At 41.8% G+C, this 18,008-nt stretch carries 18 protein-coding genes; 12 read left to right on the top strand and 6 right to left on the bottom strand.

Features of this window, described 5'->3' with window-relative positions:
* The first annotated feature begins 274 nt into the window (after window positions 1-274).
* Both ACFE93_RS12890 and ACFE93_RS12895 read left to right on the top strand, forming a co-directional pair.
* The gene (locus ACFE93_RS12890; protein WP_375473662.1) at window positions 275-622 is read left to right on the top strand and encodes a hypothetical protein; all 348 of its coding nucleotides are present in this window, start codon (window positions 275-277) and stop codon (window positions 620-622) included.
* A gap of 13 nt (window positions 623-635) precedes the next feature.
* On the top strand, window positions 636-950 hold the full coding sequence (locus ACFE93_RS12895; protein ID WP_375473663.1) for a TonB-dependent receptor domain-containing protein: 315 nt from the start codon (window positions 636-638) through the stop codon (window positions 948-950).
* A 227-nt stretch (window positions 951-1,177) separates the two neighbouring features.
* Here the strand turns inward: ACFE93_RS12895 and ACFE93_RS12900 are convergent, their stop codons facing one another.
* The 4 genes from ACFE93_RS12900 to ACFE93_RS12915 all read right to left on the bottom strand — a co-directional run bounded on the left by ACFE93_RS12900 (window position 1,178) and on the right by ACFE93_RS12915 (window position 5,541).
* Window positions 1,178-1,864: a phosphate ABC transporter permease gene (locus ACFE93_RS12900; protein ID WP_375473664.1), complete on the bottom strand. Its 687-nt coding sequence runs from the start codon at window positions 1,862-1,864 to the stop codon at window positions 1,178-1,180.
* A 39-nt stretch (window positions 1,865-1,903) separates the two neighbouring features.
* The gene (gene dapB / locus ACFE93_RS12905; protein ID WP_375473665.1) at window positions 1,904-2,740 is read right to left on the bottom strand and encodes a 4-hydroxy-tetrahydrodipicolinate reductase; all 837 of its coding nucleotides are present in this window, start codon (window positions 2,738-2,740) and stop codon (window positions 1,904-1,906) included.
* A gap of 623 nt (window positions 2,741-3,363) precedes the next feature.
* On the bottom strand, window positions 3,364-4,134 hold the full coding sequence (gene panB, locus ACFE93_RS12910; RefSeq protein WP_375473666.1) for a 3-methyl-2-oxobutanoate hydroxymethyltransferase: 771 nt from the start codon (window positions 4,132-4,134) through the stop codon (window positions 3,364-3,366).
* A 300-nt stretch (window positions 4,135-4,434) separates the two neighbouring features.
* Window positions 4,435-5,541 carry a two-component regulator propeller domain-containing protein gene (locus ACFE93_RS12915; protein ID WP_375473667.1) on the bottom strand — a complete coding sequence of 369 codons (1,107 nt, stop codon included), beginning with the start codon at window positions 5,539-5,541 and terminating at the stop codon, window positions 4,435-4,437.
* A gap of 804 nt (window positions 5,542-6,345) precedes the next feature.
* Between ACFE93_RS12915 and ACFE93_RS12920 the strand changes: the two genes are divergently transcribed.
* From ACFE93_RS12920 to ACFE93_RS12940, 5 genes are all read left to right on the top strand, one after another.
* Window positions 6,346-7,776, top strand: a complete 1,431-nt coding sequence (locus ACFE93_RS12920) for a form I ribulose bisphosphate carboxylase large subunit (RefSeq protein ID WP_335076711.1) — start codon at window positions 6,346-6,348, stop codon at window positions 7,774-7,776.
* Between the two features lie 128 nt (window positions 7,777-7,904).
* Entirely contained in the window at window positions 7,905-8,312 is a 408-nt protein-coding gene (locus ACFE93_RS12925; protein ID WP_375473668.1) for a chaperonin family protein RbcX, read from the top strand.
* 46 nt (window positions 8,313-8,358) lie between these two features.
* Window positions 8,359-8,697, top strand: coding sequence for a ribulose bisphosphate carboxylase small subunit (locus tag ACFE93_RS12930; protein ID WP_104905046.1), 339 nt, complete (start codon window positions 8,359-8,361; stop codon window positions 8,695-8,697).
* A 396-nt stretch (window positions 8,698-9,093) separates the two neighbouring features.
* Window positions 9,094-9,639, top strand: coding sequence for a photosystem II reaction center PsbP (gene psbP / locus ACFE93_RS12935; protein ID WP_375473669.1), 546 nt, complete (start codon window positions 9,094-9,096; stop codon window positions 9,637-9,639).
* A gap of 89 nt (window positions 9,640-9,728) precedes the next feature.
* Window positions 9,729-10,322 carry a Maf family protein gene (locus ACFE93_RS12940; protein ID WP_375473670.1) on the top strand — a complete coding sequence of 198 codons (594 nt, stop codon included), beginning with the start codon at window positions 9,729-9,731 and terminating at the stop codon, window positions 10,320-10,322.
* Window positions 10,323-10,378: 56 nt separating this feature from the next.
* Here the strand turns inward: ACFE93_RS12940 and ACFE93_RS12945 are convergent, their stop codons facing one another.
* The gene (locus ACFE93_RS12945; protein ID WP_375473671.1) at window positions 10,379-10,609 is read right to left on the bottom strand and encodes a hypothetical protein; all 231 of its coding nucleotides are present in this window, start codon (window positions 10,607-10,609) and stop codon (window positions 10,379-10,381) included.
* A 201-nt stretch (window positions 10,610-10,810) separates the two neighbouring features.
* Here ACFE93_RS12945 and ACFE93_RS12950 point away from each other — a divergent pair, with 201 nt between their 5' ends.
* From ACFE93_RS12950 to ACFE93_RS12965, 4 genes are all read left to right on the top strand, one after another.
* The gene (locus tag ACFE93_RS12950; RefSeq protein ID WP_375473672.1) at window positions 10,811-11,548 is read left to right on the top strand and encodes a phycocyanobilin:ferredoxin oxidoreductase; all 738 of its coding nucleotides are present in this window, start codon (window positions 10,811-10,813) and stop codon (window positions 11,546-11,548) included.
* Window positions 11,549-12,439: 891 nt separating this feature from the next.
* Window positions 12,440-13,864, top strand: coding sequence for an HlyD family efflux transporter periplasmic adaptor subunit (locus ACFE93_RS12955; protein ID WP_375473673.1), 1,425 nt, complete (start codon window positions 12,440-12,442; stop codon window positions 13,862-13,864).
* Between the two features lie 166 nt (window positions 13,865-14,030).
* Window positions 14,031-15,185 (top strand): ABC transporter permease DevC, encoded by a 1,155-nt coding sequence (gene devC, locus ACFE93_RS12960; protein ID WP_375473674.1) that lies wholly within the window; start codon window positions 14,031-14,033, stop codon window positions 15,183-15,185.
* 125 nt (window positions 15,186-15,310) lie between these two features.
* On the top strand, window positions 15,311-16,018 hold the full coding sequence (locus ACFE93_RS12965; protein ID WP_375473675.1) for a DevA family ABC transporter ATP-binding protein: 708 nt from the start codon (window positions 15,311-15,313) through the stop codon (window positions 16,016-16,018).
* A gap of 237 nt (window positions 16,019-16,255) precedes the next feature.
* Here the strand turns inward: ACFE93_RS12965 and ACFE93_RS12970 are convergent, their stop codons facing one another.
* Window positions 16,256-17,077, bottom strand: coding sequence for a hypothetical protein (locus tag ACFE93_RS12970; protein ID WP_375473676.1), 822 nt, complete (start codon window positions 17,075-17,077; stop codon window positions 16,256-16,258).
* Window positions 17,078-17,181: 104 nt separating this feature from the next.
* Between ACFE93_RS12970 and ACFE93_RS12975 the strand changes: the two genes are divergently transcribed.
* Window positions 17,182-17,979 carry an HAD family hydrolase gene (locus tag ACFE93_RS12975; RefSeq protein ID WP_375473677.1) on the top strand — a complete coding sequence of 266 codons (798 nt, stop codon included), beginning with the start codon at window positions 17,182-17,184 and terminating at the stop codon, window positions 17,977-17,979.
* The last annotated feature ends 29 nt before the right edge of the window (window positions 17,980-18,008 follow it).

Below are 18,008 nucleotides of genomic sequence, written 5' to 3' on the forward strand. Positions count from 1 at the left end.
TCAAAGCAAATTAGCTAAGTTTCTATATTGAATTCGGGCGATCGTTTATTGAATTTGGGCGATGGTTTATTGAATTTGGGCGATGGTTTATTGAATTCGGGCAATCGTTTATTGAATTCGGGCAGTCGTTCATTGAATTTTGGAGGTTGTTGGAGCGCAAACTTTTGGGCGCAGGCAATCGCTCCAGAGCGCTTTTTCCTCATCCACCCAAGGTGATGTCTCTTGACTCGCCTATCTAGCCTCTACGCTGTCAACCAAAAACTGATGTAGGCGATTGCTACAGCCACGCTTATTGTTCACACACTTTTATGCGATCGCTTTTCACTACTTCAGCGATGAAGCAAACGGAACAACTACAAGGATTGGATATGAGCCAGAACATAAATTTAGCGACAATTGGTCTTTGAGAAACGCTTTTCGGTATGGTTTTAATAGTTACTATATCGCACAAACAAGACCTGAAAGTTTGGAAGAAGATAACCGAACTATTAGCCCTTCTTTCTCAATATATGACCAATATTTCACGAATTACACTCTCACAACAAATGTTGTTGGTAAGTTTTCTACTGGTTCAATTGGGCATCAGCTTTTATTTGGGGTCGATCTGAATTGCTACTTTTGAAGTTGGAAATCGTTTGCCTAATACCGCAGACCATGCTTTCAACCTCTGGACAATCTACGAAATTCAAAAAGGTAATTTACAAGGGTTAAGATTGGGTTTAGGTTTGTTTTTTGTAGGCGATCGCGCTGGAGATTTGGACAATACTTATGATGTACCGAGTTATCTTCGGACTGATGCAGCGATTTTCTATAACCGAGAAAGGTTTAGAATCGGACTCAACTTCAAAAATTTATTTGACACAGAGTATTTTGAAAATACCTATTTTGGCGGTCGTGTTGGCTATGGACTGCCCTTTACAGTTGAAGGAACTGTTTCCTGGCAATTTTGATACTTATTTCATATCACTCATCTAGCGGGACTTAAACATTTTTGAGGCACAAATAATCCTCAAACCCATACAGGGCAATAAAAATACACTAAATGCTCAAAAATGCTTGAAATCCAGATATATCAAGAAACTAAACAAAACGATGTCAAAGTCTCTCTGTATATAAATTTGAGGCTTTTTTCTGACTACTTTTTGTCTAAGTCCCAAAACCTATACTAATCACTTCTTCAATCCTCTACTCTACGACGCTGCCGACGCGGCTTTTGTTGTTGGTCTTCACGCAAGCGGCGACCGACTTCGTTAAAGAAATCCCGCCGCAGATAAGGATAATCGCTAACCCACAGGTCACGATTGGGAAAGTATATATCACTGAATTCTTCAATGCTGCTCAAATCTGGGCGATTTGACATCACTACCATTTCTGCAATTTGACCGCGAGTAATAACTTTATGGGCAGGACGCAATGGTGCTACAAACTCAATGCTAAATCCTGTATCATCACCGACCTCTAAATTTATCTGTTTTTCTCGGTTTTCTACAATCACCAATTCGCCTTTATTGTTGACTGTTTCGGTTTTACCTATCAACTGGTCTGTAATCCACCAATCTAGGACTCGACCACGGAAAAAGCCGCCGTACTTGTAACGGCGGCATTGTAAATTCCGCATACTTGCTTGAAACACTGGATACCACAACCAAAAAAAAGCGCCAATTACCCCTAGCACAAATACTATTGAAGCAAACTCAAGCTTGAAAATAACTGTTACAAGCAAAATAACAACTATCGCAACTACAGAAATTAACAGCCGTTGCAAAAAATTTGAGAACTTCCCCCAGTAGTACTTGTACTGCAAACCAGTGGCAATTAGGGGGACAACTTGTTCAAATTTCTGGCGAGTCAGTGGTACTAACATGAGTGCTAAGTAATGAATGCCCAATAGTGTGTTTAAAGTTTAAAGTATCTTTTCTAATCCATATACTAACGACTTTAGCGCTAAGACTTTGCGAATCGCTAGTAGCACTCCTGGCATATAACAAGCGCGATCGCTCGTATCATGTCGTAAAGTATAAATCTGTCCTGCTGCGCCAAAAATCACTTCCTGATGGGCAATCAATCCCGGCAAGCGGATGCTATGAATTCTAATCCCTTCATCTGCAATACTGCCCCTCGCTCCTGGTAATTTCTCCGTTTCTTCTACAATAGCAGGGTTAAAAGTTTTACCAAACTCTCCTAGTAACTGCGCTGTTTGAATGGCAGTACCACTGGGAGCATCAGCTTTTTGGTTGTGATGCAGTTCGATAATTTCTACATGGTCAAAATATTTGGAAGCTGCGATCGCGGCTTGTTGCAACAGTACCATCCCAATGGAAAAATTAGGAATAATTAGACAACCAGTGCTAGCTTTGTCGGCAAAATCTGCCAAATCTTGAATTTGTTCTGGACTTAACCCAGTGGTGCCGACTACAGGACGAATACCGTAAGCGATCGCACTGCGAATATTGTCATAAACTGAATCGGGATGGGTAAAGTCTACAATCACCCCTGGAGGAGACTGTCTGTCACCAGCCACATACCCCAACATCGGTTCTAATTGATTGGTAATCGGCACTTCCAGAGGTTCGCTTAAACCTGCCAACTCCCCAGCGTCTTTATCTTGATGTTCTAAACTGTGGTCAATTGCACCCACTAGGTTTAAGTCAGGCGCTTGCGCCACCGCCTTAATCACTTCACGGCCCATTTTGCCAGCAGCACCGTTGACAATAACCGGGATAGGAGCTTGATTTGTCATAGGTCGGAGAATACTTTTTGAGTCAACAAAGGAATTGTAAAGACTTTGGCGATCTAGTAGCTAGCTTCTCAAATCTCTGGCTTAATTTCACCTACCCTGAATTTTGCAGCTAATCGCTTAATTTTTCTACTCCCCAAAAGAGCGGTTCTGATTTTCATCCCATTATTTTAGCCAGTAACCTGTTTTATTTTTCGATCATCGTGCTTTGATAAGTAGTCCTTATAAGGGCTATCAGCCTTTGTTTGTCAAGTCTAGTTGACTGTTTTTAATATTATTGTTATATTTATTTACATAACTTAGCAAAGCCCCAAAGTAAGCTGCATAGCTAAAATTGCAACTTGTCTATTACCTATATAGTTTTGGTTACATTGGGTTTCAGCTAAGAAAAACAGACTTCGGTATTGCAATATTCCATCGACATTTGGACTTCTCCCATCTACCTCGGCTATCAAGTCGGGGTTTTTTTGTTCTCGATTAGCACCTTATTTCTTAGGACTTAGGCACAATAATGAAAAAACGAACCGCCTTCGCGTTAGCGTCTCCCCTTGGGAAAAGGACGCAAAGGACGCAGAGAAATAAGAGTTTTAGAGAGTTATAGTGTAAGTCCTATTTCTTTAACTTTTCTAAGGAAACTTTCGCTCTCGCACTTCCACGGCATAATTTTGCACGGCTTTGGTAATCGTCTCGCGCAAATTTGTGTAAACTTTGGCGAATGGTGGATGCTTTTCTGCCAGTCCAAGGACATCTGAGGTAACTAAAACTTGTCCATCGCAGTGAATTCCCGCACCGATACCAATTGTGGGAATACTCAATTTTTGTGAAATCTGCATTGCCAAATCTGCGGGGATATGCTCTAACACTAGAGAAAATACACCCGCTTGTTCCAGAGCGATCGCTTCTTGTAAAATCCTCTCACTGGCTTCTTGGGTCTTTCCTTGTTGTCGCAAACCCAGTTGATGTATTGATTGCGGTGTCAAACCCACATGACCCATGACCGGAATTCCGGCTTCTACTAAACGAGCCACAGTTTCGGCGATCGCTGGATAGCCACCTTCCAATTTTACCGCTTGAGCGCCCGTTTCCTTCAGTACCCGCCCAGCTGAGTGCATCGCTTGTTGAAGACTTTCTTGATACGTCAAAAAAGGTAAATCTACAACTACTAATGCCCGTTTAACCGCACGGCGCACAGATTTGGCGTGGTATATCATTTCATCTAAAGTTATCGGCAGTGTTGTTTCATACCCTAGAACTACTGCCATAGAGTCACCTACAAGGATTAAGTCTACACCAGCTGCATCGAGGAGTTGAGCGATCGCATAATCCCAGGCGGTCAACGCGACAATTGAACGTCCCTGTTGTTTCCATTGAATTAATTGCTGGGTAGTGATTGCCATTTTTTGAGTGCTGAGTGCTGAGTAGTGAGTGCTGAGTTAGAAGTTAAAAGTTAGGAGTTAGGACTTACGCATTGACACAAAATACATAGTATGTAGGGCTTGAAAAACCACATCTGTCGTAGGGGCACAGCATTGCTGTGCCCCTACAGCGCGGGTTTACTGATCATCAAAGAACAATTAATAAAGGCTGAAACGACCTATTTTCGTGAAACATACTATGATTAATTTGTACAGTACGTAAGTCCTAGGAGTTTTGAATTTAAAATAATTTTTAACTCATAACTCATAACTCTTAACTAATCATTTAACAGCGCGGCTGAAAGCAATATGGGGTTTTGCACTGTCCGTTTTGGGCATTAACCAAGCTAGACCTTCACTAGTACCAATCCATAATTTATTGCCGATGTCAGGTGCAAGGGTAAGAACCCGGCTAGAAGGAAGTCCAGCAACTTCTGTGTCTAATACAGCTCCTGTATTTGGATTTAATCGTAACAAACCATTACTAGTCCCGACCCAAACACTACCATCTTTAGCAAAACGTACCGCTGTCACGTCACGCCCGCGCAGACGAGTTACAGACCGCAACACTGCACCAGTTTTTGGGTTAACAACTAGCAAATTATTCGGCATTCCCGCCCAAATTAACCCTTCTGGACTAATAGCTAAAGCTTGTACAGTCGTCCCAGGTAAATCGGCTATTCGCTTCATAATCGCAGCACTAGCAGTATTTACCCGCACCAATCCATCAAGAGTACCAACCCATAATTGACCTTCAGCATCTAAAGTTAGGGCGTTAGCGCTGACACCAGGCAGATTTTTTAATGTTGTCATAATCAAGCCTTGGTCAGGACTAATGAGAGCTAAACCGCTATCAGTTCCAGTCCACAAATAACCCCGTTTGTCAAGTAATAGTGACAATACGCGTTTAGAAGGCAAAAATAAATTTTGTGCAGTGATTTCGTTAGTGCGGGGGTCAACTCGAACTAGTCCCTCATAACTTCCTACCCACAAACATCCTACTTTGTCTTGGGCTAAAGCACCAATGGCAACATTTGGTAAGCTCACACGAGAAATAATCTTGCCGGTTTTAGGATCGATCCGCGATAGCCCTCGCCAAGAACCTACCCAAAGATTACCCGTAACATCTCCCAGTAAGTTACCAACCCGATAATCAGTTTGTGGGGAATTTTCTTGCACTCCCCGCTTATCGGGCAAAGGTTCTACTCGCGGTGGCGGTGGGGAAAGTGGGTAAGCGGGGGTTACATCAGATGCATTAATATCAGGGGTTTTTTGTGCCCATCCCATATTTGGCAAAGCTATCAACCCCAGCAAGATAGAAGTAGTCAATAAACTAGTACGCTTGCAAAACAATACCACGGTGACATTTCCTTTGGAGACAGTACCCATAGCATTTACCTAAACTGGCTTTGGGTTAATTTCAGTGTTCCCCTAGCTGGGATTTTTTAAACATTGGGTATTGGGCATTAGGAGTGCTGAGTTAGGAATTCTCCCCTCAGCTCCTTATCTCCCCCATGCCCCATGCACTATGCGCCATACCTACGGGCCATTGATGACATTTTGTAAAGCTTTTGTAACAAAAAGTTTAAATCTTTATGTAATAACAAAATTAAATAGATAAGTTAAAAACTTTCAAAGAATAACTTATCGAATTCTTGATATATTGTGAAACAAGTTACAAATTACGTGGTGTGCAATTCTTTTATCTTTATGCTCACCACTCTACTAAATCTCTGTCAAGTAAATTCTTTTCTGGTATCTTTTCCATCAAAGGGGAAGATATAAGGAGTGTAAAGGCGGGAATGTGTGCCAGCCAGCCCAATCCCCTGAATACCCTGATTTATGGGGGAATTATCTAAATGCTGCCCGCAAAACGCGGAAGTTTTGGTGAAATTGAGAAGGTTTAGTTGGGTGCGAAGAAGAGGTATAAAAGAATTTTGATTTTTAGCAAGAGGGAACAGTAGAAGCGCTAAGTCGTGTACCCCTAGAAGGGGAAAACACTGGTGAGGAGGGCTACCACCGCTACCAAAGTGTCCGCCGCAAAAAAACTGCTAACCTTTGCCAAAGGCAACTCCTAACAAAAAATTTTTTGGCTCTTCCCCTAGCTCAACGGGGGCAAGAGCGGGGTAAGGGTGAAGTTGCACGAAACGTGATTTGATAATTAAAAAGAGTGATTTCAGGGAAGGATAAAATATGTCTTACGCTCAAACGAAGACTCAGAGCAAATCTGGGTATAAAGCCGGGGTTCAAGATTACAGACTAACTTATTACACACCGGATTACACACCAAAAGATACCGATCTTCTAGCTGCGTTCCGTATGACACCCCAGCCTGGTGTTCCTCCCGAAGAAGCTGGTGCGGCTGTAGCGGCTGAGTCTTCCACAGGTACTTGGACAACTGTATGGACAGACTTGCTCACCGACCTCGATCGCTACAAAGGTCGTTGCTATGATATCGAACCAGTTCCCGGTGAAGACAACCAGTACATCTGTTACGTTGCCTATCCTTTGGACTTGTTTGAAGAAGGCTCTGTAACCAACGTATTGACCTCAATTGTCGGTAACGTATTTGGTTTCAAAGCTCTGCGGGCACTACGTCTAGAAGACATCCGCTTTCCAGTAGCTTACATCAAGACCTTCCAAGGGCCTCCTCACGGTATCCAAGTTGAGCGCGACAAGTTAAACAAATACGGTCGTCCTTTACTGGGTTGTACCATTAAGCCCAAATTGGGTCTTTCCGCTAAGAACTACGGACGCGCTGTATACGAGTGCTTGCGCGGTGGTTTGGACTTCACCAAAGATGACGAAAACATCAACTCCGCACCATTCCAAAGATGGCGCGATCGCTTCTTGTTCGTTGCTGAAGCTATCAACAAAGCCCAAGCAGAAACCGGTGAAATTAAAGGTCACTACCTAAACGTCACCGCCCCCACCTGTGAAGAAATGCTGAAGCGGGCTGAGTACGCTAAAGAACTCAAAATGCCCATCATCATGCATGACTACCTGACCGCAGGTTTCACCGCCAACACCACATTGGCTCGTTGGTGTCGTGATAACGGTATCTTGTTGCATATTCACCGTGCTATGCACGCTGTAATCGACCGTCAAAAGAACCACGGTATTCACTTCCGTGTATTGGCTAAAGCCCTACGTTTGTCTGGTGGCGATCACATCCACACCGGTACAGTAGTTGGTAAGTTGGAAGGTGAGCGCGGTATTACAATGGGCTTCGTTGACCTGTTGCGTGAAAACTACATTGAGCAAGACAAGTCTCGTGGTATTTACTTTACCCAAGACTGGGCTTCTCTACCTGGAGTATTTGCAGTTGCTTCTGGTGGTATCCACGTATGGCACATGCCCGCGCTGGTAGAAATCTTTGGTGATGACTCCGTACTACAATTCGGTGGTGGTACTCTGGGACACCCTTGGGGTAACGCCCCTGGTGCAACCGCTAACCGCGTCGCCTTGGAAGCCGTTGTTCAAGCTCGTAACGAAGGCCGTAACTTGGCTCGTGAAGGTAACGATATCATCCGCGAAGCTGCCAAGTGGTCTCCTGAACTGGCTGTTGCTTGCGAACTGTGGAAAGAAATCAAGTTCGAGTTTGAAGCAATGGATACCGTCTGATCTGAGTTAACGGTTAAGAGTTAAGAGTTAGAAGTAGAGACGCGATTGTGTCTGTACAGGAGTTAGGATTTGCATGAATTCATAACTCATAACTCATAACTCATAACTCTTCAGGGCTGGGGTCAAGCATGAATCTTAAGCAAATTGCGAAGGACACAGCCAAGACTCTCCAAAGCTACCTGACTTATCAGGCTCTAAGGACAGTATTGGCACAGCTAGGCGAAACGAATCCTCCGTTAGAACTTTGGTTGCATAACTTTTCGTCTGGCAAAATTCAGAATGGTGAATCATACATTGAGCAACTGTTGCGAGAAAAACCAGACTTGGCTTTGCGAATCATGACTGTCAGGGAACACATTGCGGAAGAAATCATCGAATTTTTACCGGAAATGGTTCGCACTGGCATTCAGCAAGCCAACATGGAACAGCGTCGCCAGCATTTAGAACGCATCACACGAATAGACACATCTAACCCCAGTCTGCAACCAGAACAGCAAGCAACTTCAGATCCGAATTTGGATAACTTATCCAATTAGTTCGGTCAACCTAGTAGTCAAAAATCGCAACCCATTATCAAAAGCTATGCAAACTTTACCAAAAGAGCGTCGTTACGAAACCCTTTCTTATCTTCCCCCTCTGTCTGATGCTCAAATTGCCAAGCAGATCCAGTACATTTTGAATCAAGGTTACATTCCAGCGATCGAGTTTAACGAAACTTCTGAGCCAACAGAATTATATTGGACAATGTGGAAGCTGCCTTTGTTCGGTGCTAGATCGACTCAAGAAGTATTGAGCGAAGTTCAAGGATGCCGTTCTCAATTCAGCACCAGCTATATCCGTGTTGTGGGTTTTGACAACATCAAGCAGTGCCAAATTCTCAGCTTTCTTGTTCACAAACCCAACAAAGCCAACAGATACTAAGCCTAGTAAGTTGGAATTAATCATGGGATAGTTAAAGCAATTTGTCTATCCCTATATAGGAGAGGTAGAATTATCTGCCTCTCCTATTTACTAAATTTGTTTTGAAATGCAGAGGGGCGCGGAGGTTTACGCAGAGGGGCGCAAAGTTATTCTCTGTGTGCCTCTACTTTTTTTAAGAGAGTATATAGAAGAGCGTTAGGGCCACTAGCAGACCAGTAAGACCATACAACATTACGATTAGAGGTGAACCCAAGTAATTCAGTAAGTATTTGCCGACATTTGGGCATTTAACCTCACCATTTAATGCATTATCCGAAGCGTCCCGGTTGGTGGGAGAATAAAGACGAGAAATGATGCAAGCCTTGTGTTATCTCCAGCCCAAAGGAATCTGTAGAAATGTGGAAACGAATTGTATTAATTTTGCTATTGGTGTTGAGCTTCAGTCTAGGTAATTCTGATGTTGCGGCTGCGGCTGGACTCAAAAGCTTTGTAGACACTAGTGATGGCTATCAGTTTTTATATCCTAACGGCTGGCTGCCAGTTAAAGTTGCCAATGGGCCAGATGTGGTTTTCCACGATTTGATTGAGGTGTCTGAAAATGTTTCGGTTGTGATTAGCCCAGTTCCAGAAGGCAAAACTTTGTCAGAGTTGGGAACTCCAACAGAAGTAGGATACAAATTAGGAAAAGCGGCTCTCGCGCCTCCTGACTCTGGTCGTTCGGCTGAATTAGTCAATGCCGCACAGCGAGAAGTAGACGGTAAAACATACTACCTTTTAGAGTATGAGGTTAATCTCCCCAATCAACAGCAACGACACAACATCGCTAGCGTTGCTGTGAGTCGTGGTAAACTTTTTACCTTCAACGCCTCAATTCCTGAAAAACGCTGGCAGAAAGTTAAACGAATGATTGATGAGGTTGTCAATTCTTTTTCTGTTTATTAATTGGGGAGTAGGAAATCGGGAATGGGGAATGGGGGATAGGAAAGAAACTTAATTACCAATGCCCAATTAACAAATTTTTATAAAATCTTATGAAAATTCCACCTTTTGTACTTGCCTCAGCTTCCCCAGCCCGACGCCGCTTGCTGCAAACTGTTGGTATTGAACCGATAGTTAAACCAAGTGACTTTGATGAGTCGCAAATTGAACTAAGTGAACCAGCAGAATTGGTCAAAACTCTTGCCCAGTATAAGGCGGAAACTGTAGCCCCACAGTTTGAATCAACTTTGATTATGGGTTGTGATTCAGTTTTGTCCATCAATGGTGAAATTTACGGCAAACCAGCAGACTTTTCTGAAGCGATCGCACGTTGGCAGATAATGCAAGGTAACTTTGGTGACTTGTACACAGGTCACGCCTTAATTGACCATCACCAAAACCGTACTTTAGTCAAATCTCAAGTTACAAGAGTTTACTTTGCTCAAATGAGCGAGAAGGCAATTAAAGCCTATGTTGCCACAGGTGAACCGCTCAAGTGTGCTGGTGCCTTTGCCATTGAAGGTTTTGGAAGTTTTTTTGTGGAAAAAATTGAAGGCTGTCACAGCAATGTAATTGGACTCAGTTTACCCCTGCTGCGGCACATGCTAGAGGAATTGGGATACGATATCACTGATTTCTGGCAATAGTCATTTGTCATTTGTCATTTCTCCAAAGTGAATAACCAATACCCAATGTCCAATAACTAATAACTAAATTGCCCGATATTGAGTATTGTCTCTCCATGATCTGGAATCCAGGCTAGCCAGTCATCTGCTGAAACCGGACACAATAAAAGTGCTTCGTCAAAACTAAAGGGTTTGGGAAGTTGCAAAAGGTTTACCCAAGTAGAAGCTCTGAACCTCTGTAAGCCTTCCAGATGATTGTGCCTTCTTGCTTGCACAGCAAAATCCGGTCTATGAGAATCTAGTTTCATAGCTTTCTATTAGCCTTCACAAATGGGCTAATCTAAAATTATTTCTGTAACCTAGACTACAAAATAAATAATCCTTGTGAAAAGTATCTGTTTTATAAATTTACGTTGGCTGGGTGTAAGTGTTTGCTTATATTGCAGACCACAACAGGTATGGCACGACTGGTTGTAGACTGGCCACTAGATCGCATTCCCAACTAGAATATGTCATTTACTTCTATGCCCTCGCTGCGTGAGCAACAACATCCCCTAATTCGTCAGCTAGCTGATTGTATTGAGGCAGCTTGGCATCAGCACCTGGATTTATCCCCTTACCATTTGCCTAATGAGTTGGGGTATGTGGAAGGAAGATTAGAAGGCGAAAAACTGACGATTGAAAACCGTTGCTATCAAACGCCCCAGTTTCGGAAAATGCACTTGGAACTGGCGAAAATCGGCAATATGCTGGATATTTTGCACTGCGTCATGTTTCCTCGTCCAGAATACAACCTGCCGATGTTTGGTTGTGATTTAGTTGGGGGTAGAGGTCAAATTAGTGCTGCGATCGCAGACCTTTCTCCGATTCAATTAGAGCGTACCTTACCAGAATCTTATACTTCTGCACTGACACAGCTAACAGTGCTTAACTTTTCCCAACCCCGTGAATTACCTGAATGGGGAAATATTTTTTCGGATTTTTGTATCTTTGTGCGCCCCAGTTCCCCAGAAGAAGAAACAATGTTTCTGTCGCGGGTGCGAGAATTTTTAGATATTCATTGCATCCAAGCGATCGCCTCACGTCCTGTTTCAGTTGAACAAGTCACACAAAATCTCGCCGGACAACACAACTACTGCACCAAACAGCAGCAAAACGATAAAACCCGCCGCGTACTAGAAAAAGCCTTTGGCCCAGCTTGGGCAGAAAATTACATGACCACAGTTTTATTCGACCTCCCACCTTAATCATTCCTCCATCTCCCCATCTGTAGGCTCTGTTACGTTTTCGCGTAACGGATAAATGTAGAATTCATTCAACGAGAGTTTAATGGAGTCCCAAAACAGCAACAGGGAGAGTAGTAAGGTCTTTGAAGCAAATATTACAAAATGGTTTGTTGTCTTGGCAGGTGCAAGCAACTAGAGACAGCTAACTCATTGACCAGAAAGTTAAGGAAACTCTGATGTTAGGAATGTTCAAGTTTACAGACATTTTTTAGTTAGTTAATCGTTGATTGACTTAAGGAAGACTAACTTTTGTAGCAAGATTGTGTCCAACAAAGACAACAGTCTATTTTTGATGTTTCTTTTCAATTTTGTGACTAACTATAGCTATAGTGAATGTAGCAGTAAAGTACCGCATCATACCAATTTAGGATTTTGTGTAAAGACATGATATATCGCGTCTTTATATCTAGATTCATACTGCTTGTGAATTCTGCTAACTCCCATTGCACTCATGTCTCAATAATACTCAGAGTTATTAAATAGCCATCGGCTATAGCGCTTCTGGGTTTCAATACAGACCTAACCCCCTCTTCCCTACAAGCGTTGGGGAGTAAGTCTCAAAGCCTCTCTTCTCAAAAAAGAGAGGTTTGGAGAGAGGTCAAAGTGTATTGCATACATAAACGTGCAGCGGCTACTCTACGAGTTCTCCGAAGGAGTATCCGTAGGGTACGAGCAATCGCTATAGAAAACACCATTTTGTAAAGCCATAGTGTTGAACGTTCATCACACAATGGATTTTTAAGCTATACCCAGCTTGAAACCACTGTTGTTTGTCCTAACAGCTGGCTGTTGATTAAAAACCTTTTTATTTTTACTTCCATCAGCACAATTCAGGTAAATGGGCAACATACTATGTCAAGGGTGACTGAAAAGCCAAAGCCAAGTGAACAGACACTAAATCATGAACAACCTAAGATTTGGTGGGGTATCGCTGTAGCCGTGCCAGTAGTAATCGCCGCTGGGATACTAGGTACGGCCAAAATCGAGCAGTTAAGAAAACTAACTACATCCGTACCAGTAATGCCATCTACCAATAGCATTAGTGCTGTGGGGCGTTTAGAACCGCGAGGCGAAGTTGTTAAATTGTCCGCCCCATCATCAGGATTAGCGCCATCGTCACGAATTCAGCAACTTCTGGTGAAAGAGGGCGAACGGGTAAAGCAAGGTCAAATTGTGGCAATTTTGGACAACCGCGATACCCAAGTAGCCGGACTACAAGAGGCAAAAGCGAAAGTTCAAGAAGCCCGTGCGAATTTAGCACAAGTCAGGGCTGGATCTCCAAGAGATATTCAAGCTCAAAGAGCAGTTATTGCTCGCCTACAAGCGCAGTTACTTGGGGAAAGAAATGGTCAACAAGCAACGATCGCACGAGTTGCAGCTCAGTTAAGTGGTGATAAACTTGTCCAACAAGCAACAGTAAATCGCCTAGAAGCTGAACTCAGTGGGCAAAAAGAAGCTCTGAGAGCAACGCTTACACGTATTCAAGCCCAACAGCGTAATGCCCAAGTTGATGCCGGACGCTATGATTTTTTATATAAAGAAGGTGCAATTTCTCAGCAAGAGCGGGATAGTAGACGTTTGAGTGCAATCACTGCTAATCAGCAAGTGGTTGAAAGCCAAGCTACTTTGAAGCAGACATTAGCAACTGTACGACAGCAACTTGCTGAGGCTAGAGCGAACCAAATACAAAATTTAGCAACTTTGCAACAGCAGTTAATTGAAGCAAAAGTTAACCGTGATAAAACTTTAGCAACTTTGCAAAGACAAATCGATGAAGAAAAGGCCAAACTGAGCAGAATTTTAGATGTTAGTCCTACCGATGTGCAAGTAGCACAAGCCCAAGTTAGTAATGCGATCGCAAATGTCAGAAAAGCCGAAGCAGAACTAAGGTTAAGTTACGTTCAAGCACCAATCGCTGGAGAGATTTTAAAGGTTTACACCAAATCGGGCGAAGCGATCGGCGCAAATGGCATTGCCGAAATTGCCCAAACCAATCAAATGTTTGCGATCGCTGAAGTCGCTGAAGACAGCATTGGTAAAGTGCGTCTTGGTCAAAATGCTACTATCACCAGTGATAACGGCGCATTTAGCGGCGAATTAAAGGGAACTGTCACTGAAATTGGCAGAAAAATTGGTAAAAAAGATGTGCTAAATACAGATCCAGCAGCAGATGTGGATGCCAGAGTTGTAGAAGTTAAAATTGCTCTGTCTCCAGAAGATAGCCAAAAAGTTTCTGGTTTAACTTATGCCAAAGTTCTTGTGGATATTAATAACTAATTAAGTTGTAAATGAGCAGTAATACCAATTTATAATTTGATATTTTGGATTTTAAATATTCTTGTATAGTCTGTTTAATTAATTTTAAACATTCTATTCATCTGATATAGGTGTCACCATAATAGGTTAAAACTCAAATCACAAAACTTGCTAGTATGTTTATAAAATGAATCAAAAAATACCTCTGTCGTGGCTACAACTGACAAGAGAAAAAACTCGCCTAGCTGTGGCTTTAGCAGGAATTGCTTTTGCTGATATTTTAATGTTTATGCAACTCGGCTTTCGGGATGCTCTGTATTATAGTAACGTTCGATTCCATAACAGCTTGCAAGGCGATATTGTTTTGATTAATAGTCAATCTAACGCTATATTGGCGATGAGAAGCTTTTCTCAACGACGATTATATAAAGCTTTAGAATTACCCGCAGTTCAATCAGTACATCCGATATATTTGGACTATACAATCTGGAAAAATCCTGTTACAGGCAGACCTCGGAGTATCCTGATCTTTGGAATGAACCCAGAAACTAACCTACTTAACTTACCTGGAGTTCAGGAAAATTTAGATAAACTTAAACTATCTGATGTCGTTCTATTTGACCGTTCTTCTAGGGTAGAGTATGGCCCGATCGCTGCTAATTTTGATCAAGGAAAGACTGTAACAGCCGAAGTACGAAGGCGGCGAGTTAAAGTAGGAGGGCTATTTACATTAGGCGCATCCTTTGGCGCAGATGGTAATTTAATTACGAGTGATATAAACTTTCTCAGAATATTCAGCAATCGTCAAAAAGGATTAATTGATATTGGACTAATTAGATTAAAAACAGGAGCCGATGCTAATGTTGTTGCTCAAGAATTACGCAAGTATTTACCTAATGAAGTAAATGTTTTAACTAAACAAGAATTTATTGACTTTGAGCGGAATTATTGGGCAAATAGTACAGCTATTGGCTTTATTTTCACATTAGGGACTGTCATGGGTTTCATTGTGGGGACTGTGATTGTTTATCAAATTCTTTATACAGAAGTTGCAGACCATTTAGCTGAGTACGCTACTCTCAAGGCAATAGGCTATACACAAAACTATTTATTGACAGTCATCCTTCAAGAGGCTTTACTACTGGCAGTTTTAGGATATTTTCCTGGAATAGTCTTTGCTTTATTTATGTATAATAGCGCCAGAAATGCAACACTTTTACCAGTTTTCATGAGTTTTGACCGAGCGACAATGGTATTGATTTTGACTATGATAATGTGTATTATTTCTGGGGCGATAGCAGTTAGAAAATTACGCTCTGCCGATCCAGCGGATATCTTTTAATTAATAGTGTATTAATTAAGAGATATTAATAATAAATTTGATTTATGATAATAATTAAACGAATTTTCTTTCTGACAGTCAGTACAGTTAAATTTTGGAGCTACTAATTTATAACTAACAAAAATATGATAGAAAAAGAACCTGTAATCGCCATTAAAAATCTCAATCACTTCTATGGCAAAGGCTCACTGAGAAAACAGATATTATTTGATATTAACCTAGAAATTTATCCAGGTGAGATTGTGATTATGACCGGGCCATCAGGTTCAGGTAAAACAACATTACTTAGCTTAATTGGTGGTTTGCGGTCTGTACAGCAAGGAAGTTTAAAATTTTTAGGTGAAGAACTTATTGGCGTCAGTCAAAACAAATTAGTGCAGATGCGACGCAACATTGGTTATATTTTCCAAGCTCACAATTTACTAGGGTTCTTGACAGCCAACCAAAATGTACAAATGGCAGTGGAATTAAACGATAATATTTCTCAAACAGAAGCAATGGCTAAATCAAAAGCTATGCTAAGGTCTGTTGGTCTAGAAGAACGAGTTGATTATTACCCAGACAATCTTTCTGGTGGACAAAAACAAAGAATTGCGATCGCTCGCGCCTTAGTGAATCGTCCCCCCTTGGTATTAGCAGACGAACCAACAGCAGCATTAGACAAACAATCAGGACGCGATGTTGTGGAAATAATGCAGAGTCTAGCCAAAAATCAGGGAACTACTATCTTATTAGTGACACACGACAACCGCATTTTAGACATAGCCGATCGCATCGTAGAAATGGAAGATGGTCTTCTAACCCGTAATTTTTCTAATACAGTTATTCAGTGATGATTTTAGTCATTAGTCATTTGTCCTTTGTGAATGACCAATGATATCATGTCCGGTTAAACACTTATAATATCTGTAGGTTGGGTTGAGGAACAAAACCCAACATTTGATCCTTGTTTATGTTGGGTTTCACTGGTGTTCAACCCAACCTACATTGATAGATTTTATTACAAGTAATAACCCGAACTTGATATGACTAATGACCAATGACCAATGACTAATGACAGCCATAATTTATCATCTAGCCGAGCCTGATTTTTTAATTCCAGGTGACTTTGGCGGAGTTGGAGTATTTGGTTGGCGACTAGTACGAAAAGTCACATTCACGCCTTCATTCGATTGTTCCAGCACCAGTAGAGGCGTAGGTTTAGCTTTTTGATCCCAATGCATGGTAGCAATCCGACCTTGAATTATTGGCTGCCAACTATCTTCGTCTTCTATGGGGCTTAAGTAAGTTTCTATACAATCAATAATTTGACTAATAGTTGCAGAAGTTGCTTGTGTCGGTAATTTCATTAACTTGATTTGAATCCGAAACAGCACCCGTTTAGCAGAATTCCCTGGACTACCAGTCTCATACTCGACATCAAAAATTTCATCTACTTGCCGTCCAGCGCTATTAGCAATTCCCACCGATCCTTGTTGGGCTTGATTTGGACGCAGGGCTTGAGAAATTTTTTCTTTGATCTGAATCTTTATTTGATTAAGAATTGCAAAATGAAACACCTCCTCCGACATCCGCATTCGTAGATAATCCAGGTTAAAGTCCCGTGAATTCACCAAATCGGGATTAGTTTCCATTTTGCGAATTGTTTCCAGTGCCAGCTTAAACTTTTTCTCTAGTTCTCGCGCGCGGAATTGTTCAAACTTAAGTTTTTTCTCCAGCTTATCCTTCTGGAGTTTAATATACACAATCAAAGCAATCACCACTAAAGCCAGTCCTCCAGAAGTTACCAACAATAATGGTGGTATTTCAGGATTACTTGCTGGCACTTCCTGGGATGCCTTTTTAGTAGTCTTTTTCCCAGAGGATTGGGCAAGAAACATTGAAGTGGACATGGTTGGAAACTGAAAAACTTGACTCCTGATGTTTAGGATGCCCAAATCTTCAAGGTCATCTTGCTGTATGATTAATATTTTTTACAGCGTTTTACAAATCGTATATGTCCAGACATTTGAGCCTCTCTCCCCTATCTGAGGTTTCATATACAAGCTTTAGCAAGATTCGTCTGATAGCCACAGATATGGATGGCACTCTGACTAGACGAGGAAAATTTACTCCAGCACTGCTACAAGCTTTAGAGGATTTAGCCGCAGATGATATTAAGGTGCTGATTGTCACCGGACGTTCTGCTGGGTGGGTAAGTGGATTGAGTAGTTTGATGCCAGTGGCAGGTGCGATGGCAGAAAATGGTGGTTTATACTTTCCACCTGGAAATCAGAAACCAGTAGTTTTAACACCCATTCCCGATTTACTTCACCATCGCCAGCACTTGGCTACAACTTTTGAGAATTTACAAACTAAATTTCCCCAAATCCAAGAATCTGCTGATAATCGCTTTCGCATCACCGACTGGACTTTCGATGTAGTTGGTTTGCGTGAAGACGAACTACAAACCCTAAATAATCTCTGTCAACAAATGGGTTGGGGATTTACCTATAGCAACGTGCAGTGTCACATTAAACCCCAAGGGCAAGATAAAGCTGTGGGATTGTTGCAGGTATTGCGCGAATATTTGCCTGATTATTCACCAGAACAAATTGTCACTGTAGGCGATAGTCCCAATGATGAAAGTTTATTCGATCGCCGTTATTTTCCTGTTTCTGTAGGCGTGGCTAACGTCATGGAATATGTGAATCAATTGAAATATCAGCCTGCTTACATTACCACTGCTGCCGAAGGGGAAGGTTTTTGTGAATTATCTAGTTATATTTTAAAAAGCTTGTACATCCCAAGTTAGAGAGAAGTAGAGTTGTTCTACAATAATCT

The organism is uncultured Nostoc sp., assembly GCF_964247315.1.
Taxonomy (GTDB): domain Bacteria; phylum Cyanobacteriota; class Cyanobacteriia; order Cyanobacteriales; family Nostocaceae; genus Nostoc.

Coding starts and splice junctions, on each gene's coding strand:
- ACFE93_RS12900 (WP_375473664.1), bottom strand. CDS start 1,864: ATGTTAGTACCACTGACTCGCCAGAAATTTGAACAAGTTGTCCCCCTA.
- dapB (WP_375473665.1), bottom strand. CDS start 2,740: ATGACAAATCAAGCTCCTATCCCGGTTATTGTCAACGGTGCTGCTGGC.
- panB (WP_375473666.1), bottom strand. CDS start 4,134: ATGGCAATCACTACCCAGCAATTAATTCAATGGAAACAACAGGGACGT.
- ACFE93_RS12915 (WP_375473667.1), bottom strand. CDS start 5,541: ATGGGTACTGTCTCCAAAGGAAATGTCACCGTGGTATTGTTTTGCAAG.
- ACFE93_RS12920 (WP_335076711.1), top strand. CDS start 6,346: ATGTCTTACGCTCAAACGAAGACTCAGAGCAAATCTGGGTATAAAGCC.
- ACFE93_RS12925 (WP_375473668.1), top strand. CDS start 7,905: ATGAATCTTAAGCAAATTGCGAAGGACACAGCCAAGACTCTCCAAAGC.
- ACFE93_RS12930 (WP_104905046.1), top strand. CDS start 8,359: ATGCAAACTTTACCAAAAGAGCGTCGTTACGAAACCCTTTCTTATCTT.
- psbP (WP_375473669.1), top strand. CDS start 9,094: ATGTGGAAACGAATTGTATTAATTTTGCTATTGGTGTTGAGCTTCAGT.
- ACFE93_RS12940 (WP_375473670.1), top strand. CDS start 9,729: ATGAAAATTCCACCTTTTGTACTTGCCTCAGCTTCCCCAGCCCGACGC.
- ACFE93_RS12945 (WP_375473671.1), bottom strand. CDS start 10,609: ATGAAACTAGATTCTCATAGACCGGATTTTGCTGTGCAAGCAAGAAGG.
- ACFE93_RS12950 (WP_375473672.1), top strand. CDS start 10,811: ATGTCATTTACTTCTATGCCCTCGCTGCGTGAGCAACAACATCCCCTA.
- ACFE93_RS12955 (WP_375473673.1), top strand. CDS start 12,440: ATGTCAAGGGTGACTGAAAAGCCAAAGCCAAGTGAACAGACACTAAAT.
- devC (WP_375473674.1), top strand. CDS start 14,031: ATGAATCAAAAAATACCTCTGTCGTGGCTACAACTGACAAGAGAAAAA.
- ACFE93_RS12965 (WP_375473675.1), top strand. CDS start 15,311: ATGATAGAAAAAGAACCTGTAATCGCCATTAAAAATCTCAATCACTTC.
- ACFE93_RS12970 (WP_375473676.1), bottom strand. CDS start 17,077: ATGTCCACTTCAATGTTTCTTGCCCAATCCTCTGGGAAAAAGACTACT.
- ACFE93_RS12975 (WP_375473677.1), top strand. CDS start 17,182: ATGTCCAGACATTTGAGCCTCTCTCCCCTATCTGAGGTTTCATATACA.